7 protein-coding genes are annotated in these 6,191 nt (G+C 72.0%); 4 read left to right on the forward strand and 3 right to left on the reverse strand.

Annotated features, from left to right (window positions below):
• Positions 1–63: 63 nt before the first annotated feature.
• Together ACFVW8_RS28385 and ACFVW8_RS28390 are read right to left on the reverse strand one after the other, a co-directional pair.
• Entirely contained in the window at positions 64–492 is a 429-nt protein-coding gene (locus tag ACFVW8_RS28385) for an organic hydroperoxide resistance protein (RefSeq protein ID WP_389694856.1), read from the reverse strand.
• Between the two features lie 89 nt (positions 493–581).
• Complete coding sequence (locus tag ACFVW8_RS28390) at positions 582–1,601, reverse strand: NADP-dependent oxidoreductase (protein ID WP_389694858.1); 1,020 nt, start codon at positions 1,599–1,601, stop codon at positions 582–584.
• 130 nt (positions 1,602–1,731) lie between these two features.
• Between ACFVW8_RS28390 and ACFVW8_RS28395 the strand changes: the two genes are divergently transcribed.
• A complete protein-coding gene (locus ACFVW8_RS28395; RefSeq protein ID WP_389694860.1) occupies positions 1,732–2,184 on the forward strand; it encodes a MarR family winged helix-turn-helix transcriptional regulator in 453 nt (150 codons plus the stop codon).
• 34 nt (positions 2,185–2,218) lie between these two features.
• Here the strand turns inward: ACFVW8_RS28395 and ACFVW8_RS28400 are convergent, their stop codons facing one another.
• Positions 2,219–3,019, reverse strand: a complete 801-nt coding sequence (locus ACFVW8_RS28400) for a hypothetical protein (protein ID WP_389694862.1) — start codon at positions 3,017–3,019, stop codon at positions 2,219–2,221.
• Positions 3,020–3,097: 78 nt separating this feature from the next.
• On the opposite strand from ACFVW8_RS28400, the gene ACFVW8_RS28405 reads away from it, so the two are divergent.
• The 3 genes from ACFVW8_RS28405 to ACFVW8_RS28415 all read left to right on the forward strand — a co-directional run.
• A complete protein-coding gene (locus ACFVW8_RS28405; RefSeq protein ID WP_389694864.1) occupies positions 3,098–3,664 on the forward strand; it encodes a hypothetical protein in 567 nt (188 codons plus the stop codon).
• 150 nt (positions 3,665–3,814) lie between these two features.
• On the forward strand, positions 3,815–4,852 hold the full coding sequence (locus ACFVW8_RS28410; protein WP_389694866.1) for a rod shape-determining protein: 1,038 nt from the start codon (positions 3,815–3,817) through the stop codon (positions 4,850–4,852).
• Between the two features lie 21 nt (positions 4,853–4,873).
• The coding region (locus tag ACFVW8_RS28415; protein ID WP_389694868.1) for a GAF domain-containing protein at positions 4,874–6,191 on the forward strand (1,318 nt) is incomplete at its 3' end.

The following is a 6,191-nucleotide window of genomic DNA, read 5'->3' on the forward strand; positions in this document are numbered from 1 at the left end:
CGAACGGGATGCGGCCCTCGGCCGCGTACCGACGCTGCGCGCGGTACGGGTGGTACGGCTGGGTCAGACGACCGACAGCTCGACCTTGATGTTGCCGCGTGTGGCGTTCGAGTACGGGCACACCTGGTGCGCCTTCTCGATGAGCGCCTGCGCGGTCGCCTTGTCGACGTTCGGAATGGTCGCGGTGATCGCGACCTCCAGGCCGAAGCCACCGGCCTCGGTCTTGCCGATGGAGACCGCGGCGGTCACCGTGGAGCCGGAGATGTCGGCCTTCTCCTGGCGGGCCACGACGCCCAGCGCGCCCTGGAAGCAGGCGCTGTAGCCGGCCGCGAAGAGCTGCTCCGGGTTGGTGCCCGCGCCGCTTCCGCCCATCTCCTTCGGCGGGTTGACGACCACGTCGAGCTTGCCGTCGTCCGAGGAGACCCGGCCGTCACGGCCGTTCTCGGCTGTGGCGACGGCGGTGTACGCAACGGCGATGTCCTGAATGGTCATATCTGTGAATCCTCCTGCTGATGCGCCGCGACTCGCGCCCACGATCGCGACGGCCTGGGATGAGCCTAACGGGTGCCCCGACAGCGGTGTCAGCCGAGGGAAACGATCATCTTTCCGGTGTTCTCGCCGCGGAGCAGGCCGGCGAAGGCCTCGAAGCCGTTCTCGATTCCCTCGACGACGGTCTCGCGGTACTTCAGCTCGCCGGAGGCCAGCCAGCCGGCCACGTCCTGGACGAACTGGCCCTGCAGGTCGGCGTGATCGCCGACGAGCATGCCCTGCAGACGCAGCCGCTTGCCGATGACCAGCGCGAGGTTGCGCGGGGCCGGGGTCGGCTCGGTCGCGTTGTACTGCGCGATCATGCCGCAGATGGTGGCGCGGCCGTGCACGTTGAACGAGGAGATCGCGGCTTCGAGGTGCTCGCCGCCGACGTTGTCGAAGTAGACGTCGATGCCGTCGGGGGCGGCCTTGCGCAGCTGCTCGCCGACGGGGCCGTTCTTGTAGTTGAACGCGGCGTTGAAGCCGTACTCCTCCACCAGCAGCTTGACCTTCTCGTCGGAGCCCGCGGAGCCGATGACGCGCGAGGCGCCCTTGAGCTTCGCCAGCTGACCGACCTGACTGCCGACCGCGCCGGCGGCGCCGGAGACGAAGACCGCGTCACCCTCCTTGAAGGAGGCGACCTCGAAGAGGCCCGCATAGGCGGTCAGCCCGGTCATGCCGAGCACGCCGAGGTAGGCGGAGAGCGGGGCGAGGGAGGCGTCGACCTTCACGGCGTGCTTGGCCGGGACATCGGCGTACTCACGCCAGCCGAGGCCGTGCAGGACGTGGTCGCCGACCGCGAAGCCCTCGGCGTTGGAGGCGACGACCTCGCCGACCGCGCCACCCTCCATGGGGTGGTCCAGCTTGAACGGCGGGGTGTACGACTTCACGTCGTTCATCCGGCCGCGCATGTACGGGTCGACGGAGAAATGCAGATTGCGGACGAGGACCCGGCCCTCGGCGGGAGCGGTGACCGGTGCCTCACGCAGCGCGAAATCCTCGGGCTTCGGCCAGCCGTGCGGACGGGCTACGAGGTGCCATTCACGGCTGGACGTGGGAAGTGCTGCAGACATGGGCTCGGTGTCTCCTCAATGCTCCGGGGGTGTGGGGGCCGTTCGGCCGGAGCCGAAAAAGCTTCATGTTGTGAAACAACCATGCTCCTGGATATTTCATGTTGTCAAGTAACCGGCTACCCTGGTCGTCATGGCCACCCCTCGTGCAGACCCTCTGACCCTCGAAGTCGTCGAGCTGATCGGCACCGTCGTGGCGCGTTACTACGAGGAGTACGAGGAGGCCGCGGCCGCACACAGCCTCACCGGTGCGCAGGCCCGGGTCCTCGGGCTCCTCTCCCTGGAACCGATGCCCATGCGCAGGATCGCGCAGAAGCTGAAGTGCGAGCCGTCCAACGTGACCGGCATCGTCGACCGGCTGGAGGTACGCGGTCTGGTGGAGCGTCGCCCCGACCCGGCCGACCGGCGGGTGAAGCTGGCCGCGCCCACCGAGAAGGGCACCCGGACGGCGCGGCAGTTGCGTGAATCGCTCGACTTCGCCCGTGAGCCGCTGGCCGGCCTCACCGACGCGGACCGGGCTGTGCTGCGGGATCTGCTGCGCCGGATGCTCGGCATGGAGCCGCCCGTCCAGGACCAGGAGCTCTAGAAGGTCCTGGAGGTCCCTGAAGGTCTCCAGCGCCTCAGCAGAACCACAGGAACCAGCAGCCGCCCGAGTCCGAGGGGGACGGCGTCGGGGTGGGTGTCGGCGTGGGCGTGGGTGTGGGTGTGGGCTGCTCCGGGGGCGGAGGCTGCGAGGGGTCGTCACCCGTGCCGTCCGGCTCGGAGGGATCGGCGGACGGGACCCCGTGCTCATCGGACGGAACGCCGGACGTCTTCGCGGTGGCCGCCGGGGCCGATGCGGTGCGCTCCGGGCGCGCCCGGCCCGTGCGGGCGGCGGCGGAGGGGTGGCCGTCGGTGGCCGGGACCACCGAGGGGCGGCCCGCGGGTGTGCCCACCGGCCCGGGCGGCTCGACGGACCCGCTCGCCGTGGCCTGCGGGGCGGGCGCGGTCGTGACCGCGGCCGACTCGCGTACGTAGTCCGACGCACGGTCGTCGCCGCCCTGTTCGGTCGCCAGCTCGGCCAGGCTCAGCGCTCCCGCCGCGAGGACCACCCCGAGCAGCGCCACCAGCACCGTGCGGCCGCGACGACTGCGGGCCCGGCGGCCCCGGCGCGGCCGGGCCTCCGGCTCCTCGCGCCGGCGCGAACCACGCCCGCCGTGCCCCGCCGGTGCGGCACCGCGCCCCGCCCGGGCAGCCTCGTGCCCCCGGCGGCGCCGGCCTCCGGGACGGGGCGGCGCGGCCTTCTCGTCCCGCGCGTCCGGCTCGTGGCCCGACGACGGGGTGGGCACGGCGTAGTGGCTCAGCGCCTCCGCGGGGGTTCCGCATCCGGCACAGGCCAGGGCGCCGTTGAGATGCCGCTGACAGGTGTGGCAGTAATCCATGGCGCCCGCAGATTAGATGCCCGTCGGACAACAGAGAAAGCGGCTCAGGTGAGGATCCTGTGTGGAAGCGTTGGTTCCATGACCACTGCCACGCCCTTCGGCCCCCGAGAGTTCCAGCTTGTCCTGTTGCGCCGGATGGCCGACCACCAGCCCGGCCTCGTCGAGGAGGCCCGGCACGAACTGAGCGCCACGCTCGCCGAGATGCGCGAGGCGAACCGGCGCTGGCAGGCCATGGTGCGGGCGCCGAGGGGACGAGGGTCGCTGCGCCGCTACCGGTCCGTGCTCGGCGAACCCGAGTCCTCCGTGCGCCGCACGGTCGGTGATCTGGAGTGCGACGCGCTGCTGTGGCCGGTGCCGCTCTGGCCGGATCTGCGGTTCGAGGTGATGGCAGGGCCGGGCGGCGCCGTGTGGAACGAGTGGCTGGTGCGGGCCCCCGGCGCACCCTCCCCCGCGCTCGGCACGGTGGCGGATCTGCGCCCCTGGTCCTGCACCGTGGACGAGGTGGCGCGGGCCTTCGCCCCGGCCCGTCCGATGGAGGGCAGCGCACCGACCCGGTGGGCCCTCGCGATCACCGCCCCGGTCACCGGCGAACCGTATGTCGCCGAGTTCACCTGGGGCCTGCTCCAACGGCTGCTCCCCCGCTGACGGAGCCTGACGGAGCCACCGGCCGACGAGCCGTCAGCCCGGTACCTCCTACGGCGCATCCCAGCGCGCACAACACCTCCCACCGGCGCACGATACGAAGACAGCCGGCTGCCCGTCGGTACCCCCATCAGCGCTCTCGGGAGAACTGCCGTGACCGTCAGCCTTGAGCAGTTGCGCCGTTGCCATGTCGCCGTCGACCTCGGGGCCGCCCGGACCCGCGTGTACGTGAAGGGGCTCGGGCTCGTCGTCGACGAGCCGAGCGCCGCCGCGGTGAACACCCGTACCGGATCGCTCATCGCCGTCGGCGCGCTCGCCGAGCAGATGACGGGACGCACCCCCGACTACATCCGGGTGGTCCGGCCGGTCTCCGGCGGAACGGTCGTGGACATCGAGATGGCCCAGCGCATGCTGCGCCAGCTGCTCGGCGAGAAGCTCCGCCGGCAGCTGCGCCGCAAGCCCCGGCTGCGGGCCGCCGCCTGCACCCCGCACGACAGCGATCCGCTCGCCCAGCGGGCCGCCGTCGAGACCATGGTCGGCCTCGGCGCGCGCCGGGTCGAACTGGTCGACACGCTGATCGCGGCGGCCGTCGGCTGCGGGCTGCCGGTCGAGCAGCCGACCGCCACCATGATCATGGTGTGCGGGGCCGCGACCACCCAGATCGCGGTGCTCTCGCTCGGCTCGATCGTGACCGCGGTACGCATCCCGATCGGCGGCGAAGCGATCGACCACGCGGTGATCCAGCATCTGCGCCAGTTCCACGAGCTGATGCTGCCGAGCCAGTCGGTACGCCCGCTGCAACTGGCGCTCAGCGGCAACGGTCTGACCCCGCACGGGCCCGCCGTGACCGAGATCCACGGCCGTGACGTGGCGACCGGCCTCGCCCGCTCCGTGCAGGTCGACACCGCCGCGGTGCGGCAGGCGATCCACCGCCCGCTGACCGCGGTCCTCGACGGTCTGGGCAAGGTGCTGCGGGACTGCCCGCCCGACCTGGTGGCCGACCTCGCCGACTGCGGGATCATGATGGTCGGCGGCAGCGCGCTGCTGCCCGGCCTGGACCAGATGCTGCGTGACGCCACCGGCATGCCGGTGCACATCGCCGAACGGCCCGACGTCTGCGCCGTGCTGGGGCTCGGCGCCATGCTGGACGGCAAGATCCGCCCGATGGTCCTCGACCCGCTGTCCTGCTGAGCACCGCGGGTCGTACGGCGGATGACGGACGAACCGGGCGACACGGCGCCCTCCAGGAGGATCCAGCGGACACCTCGCCTGCCGATGCTGCTGGAGGCGGTGCTGAGCGTCGGCACGGATCTCGAACTCCGTGCCACGCTGCAGCAGATCATCGACACCGCCACCGCGCTCACCGAGGCCCGCTACGGGGCACTGGGGGTTCTGGACCCCGTGCGCGGCACCATCAGTGAGCTGTTCGTCTCCGGAGTGAGCGAGGCCGAACGAGAAGCCATCGGTGACTTCCCCGACGGCCACTCGGGCATGCTCGGCGCGCTCATCGACGAGGCGCAGCCGCTGCGCTCCGACGACCTGACCACCGACCCTCGCTCCACCGGTATGCCGGCCGGGCACCCGCCGATGCACTCGTTCCTCGGCGCCGCGATCCGGGTCGACGACAAGGTCTTCGGGAACATCTACCTCACCGAGAAGAGCACCGCGCACTTCACCGACACCGACGCGGGGCTCCTGCGGGTCCTCGCCTCGCAGGCCGGGATCGCGATCGGCAACGCCCGGCTGTACGAGACGGCCCGGCAGCGGGAGCGCTGGATCGAGGGCGCGGCCGCGGTCACCAACACCCTGCTGACCGGGGAGAACGCCGCCGACGCCCTGATGACCGTGGCGGAACGGGCCAGGATCCTCAGCAACGCGTCGGCCGGGGTGATCCTCCAGCCGAACGAGGCGGGCGGCATGGAGATCGTCGCCGCGTCCACACTCGACGACCCGGCCGGTCTGGTGGGCACCACCATCGCCCCCGACGCCCCGGTCCTGGTCCAGCTGCTGGGCGGTGAGCCGGTCTTCCTGGAGGACTCGGCGACCGATCCCCGGATGACCACCCACGTACGGTCCCGGTTCGGCCCCAGCATGATGCTTCCGCTGCAGAGCGGCGGGCGGCTCATCGGCACCCTCGCCCTGCCCCGGCGGCGTGGCGACCGCCCGTACACGGCCATGGACCGGCTGCTGGCCTCGCAGTTCGCCTCACAGGCCGCGCTGGCTCTGGTCCTGGCGGACGCCCAGCACGACCGCGAGCAGCTCGCGGTGTACGAGGACCGGGACCGGATCGCCCGCGATCTGCACGATCTCGTCGTCCAGCGGCTGTTCGCCACCGAGATGATGCTGGAGTCGACCCGCCGCCGGGCCGGCGCCGGAGAGGCCGACGAGCTGTTGAGCAGGGCCGTCGACGAGCTGGACTCCACGATCCAGGAGGTGCGGACGACGATCTTCGCCCTGCAGCAGCCGCCCGCCGACGCCCCGGCCACCTTCCGCGGTCAGGTGCTGCGGGAGACCCGGGGCGCGGCGGCGG

It is taken from the genome of Streptomyces sp. NPDC058221 (assembly GCF_042882365.1).
GTDB lineage: Bacteria > Actinomycetota > Actinomycetes > Streptomycetales > Streptomycetaceae > Streptomyces.